We start from the raw sequence: 1,839 nt of genomic DNA, 5'->3' as shown, positions 1-1,839 counted from the left end.
GTATAAACATGCATTTGCATCTTTTATTCCAACTCCGGGGAACATTTTTCCAAACTCATCAGTTCTACCTCCCGTAGAAGATTTCAGATCGACCGGCATCTTTGAGAAACTGGTAGACATGCCCCAAGCCACTGTTCATTTGCTCCGCCACGGCGAGGTCCACAATCCCGATGGTGTCCTGTACGGCAGGCTGCCGGAATTCCACCTCTCCGAACTCGGCCGGGAGATGGCCCGCACCCTGGCGGAACACTTCAGGGAGCGGTCCGCGCAAGGGGCCAGGATCGTCCACCTCGCCGCGTCCCCACTGACCCGCGCGCAGGAGACGGCGCAGCCGATCGCCGACGCCCTGGGCCTGGAGATTGCCACCGAATCCCGCATCATCGAGGCCGCCAACTACTTTGAGGGCCTTCGCGTCTCGAAGGCGGAGCTGCTGCGTCCCAAACACTGGGCCCGGCTGTACAACCCGTTGCGGCCCTCCTGGGGTGAGCCGTACAAGGAGCAGGCCGCGCGGGTCATCGCGGCCGTCCAGGACGCACGCATCCGTGCCATCGAGCTGGGCGGCAACGGGGCCGAAGCCATCCTTGTCAGCCACCAGCTGCCCATCTGGGCCACGCGGCTCAGCGCCGAAGGCCGGCCGTTGTGGCACGACCCGCGCAAGCGCGAATGCACCCTGACGTCCCTGACATCCCTGGTGTTCGACGACGCCGGCGGCCTCGTGCGCGTCGACTACAGCGAGCCCGCTGCCGCCCTGCTGCCCGGTGCCGCCAGCACCCCGGGAGCCTGACCATGGCCGCGAACCGCCGCGAATACATGCCTTTGTCCCGCCGCAGCGTCCTGACCGCCGGCGGGGCCGCGCTGGCCGCGGTGTTCGGGCTCTCCGGCTGCGCCCAGGACGACGCCCTCGCCAAACAGGCCAAGGCCGGAGACAACAAGAACTACGTGGCCGGCGACGGGTCCGTGACCGAGTTCGCCGTCGCGGACCGCAAGAGCCCCGTGGCGCTCAAGGGGACGCTGTTCGACGGCACGGCCGTCACGTCGGCGGACTTCCCCGGCAAAGTCACCGTGCTGAACTTCTGGTTTGCCGCCTGCGCCCCCTGCCGGGTCGAGGCGCCCTCCCTCGAGGCGCTGAACCAGGAATTCAAGACCAAGGGCGTACAGTTCTTCGGCGTCAACCTGCGCGATGAGAAGGCCACGGCCGACGCGTTCGACAAGACCTTCAACCTGACGTACCCGAGCTTCAATGACAAGGACGGCGCCGTGCTGCTGGCCGTCTCCGGCCTCGTGCCGCCCGGCGCCGTGCCCACCACCCTCGTGCTGGACAAGCACGGCCGCGTCGCCTCCCGGGTCCTGGGCGAAATCCAGCAGGGCACCCTGAAATCCCTCATCGCCGCCGCCGTGGCCGAGTAGCGCGGCCCCACCGTGAACAGCCCCTTCGCCGAAGCCATCCTGAACGGATCGCTGCTGCTTGCCATTCCCGTCGCGCTGCTGGCCGGACTGGTCTCCTTCCTCTCGCCCTGCGTCCTCCCGCTGGTGCCCGGATACCTGGGCTACGTCACGGGGCTGACCGGCGTCGACCTGCAGAAGCAAAGGCGCGGGCGCATGCTGGCCGGCATCGGGCTGTTCGTCCTCGGTTTCTCCGTGATCTTCGTGCTGCTCGGCGGCGCCTTCGGGCAGCTGGGCAGCTTCATCACGGGCTCGCAGAACATGTGGATCACCCAGCTGCTGGGCGTCCTGGTGATCGTCATGGGCGTCGTGTTCATGGGCGGCTTCGGCTGGCTCCAGCGCGATGCCAAGATCCACGCCAAGCCACCGGCCGGGCTGTGGGGCGCGCCCTTGCTG

3 protein-coding genes are annotated in these 1,839 nt (G+C 67.4%); all 3 read left to right on the top strand.

Translation table 11 applies throughout. The annotated features are described in order from the left end of the window. Positions 1 to 118: 118 nt before the first annotated feature. Positions 119 to 784: a histidine phosphatase family protein gene (locus LQV45_RS29370; protein ID WP_230010601.1), complete on the top strand. Its 666-nt coding sequence runs from the start codon at positions 119 to 121 to the stop codon at positions 782 to 784. A gap of 2 nt (positions 785 to 786) precedes the next feature. Next, complete coding sequence (locus LQV45_RS29365; RefSeq protein WP_230010599.1) at positions 787 to 1,407, top strand: TlpA disulfide reductase family protein; 621 nt, start codon at positions 787 to 789, stop codon at positions 1,405 to 1,407. Positions 1,408 to 1,419: 12 nt separating this feature from the next. Continuing rightward, positions 1,420 to 1,839, top strand: a 420-nt coding sequence (locus tag LQV45_RS29360) for a cytochrome c biogenesis CcdA family protein (RefSeq protein ID WP_290370350.1), incomplete at its 3' end; no start/stop codon positions are given.

Source organism: Microbacterium sp. Bi128 (genome assembly GCF_918698205.1).
The sequence above is the reverse complement of the archived record's forward strand: the minus strand, read 5'-3'. Positions and strand labels throughout refer to the sequence as shown.

Bases quoted from the DNA above. Each gene is read 5' to 3' on its own strand.
- LQV45_RS29370 (WP_230010601.1), top strand. From the start codon at position 119: ATGCCCCAAGCCACTGTTCATTTGCTCCGCCACGGCGAGGTCCACAAT.
- LQV45_RS29365 (WP_230010599.1), top strand. From the start codon at position 787: ATGGCCGCGAACCGCCGCGAATACATGCCTTTGTCCCGCCGCAGCGTC.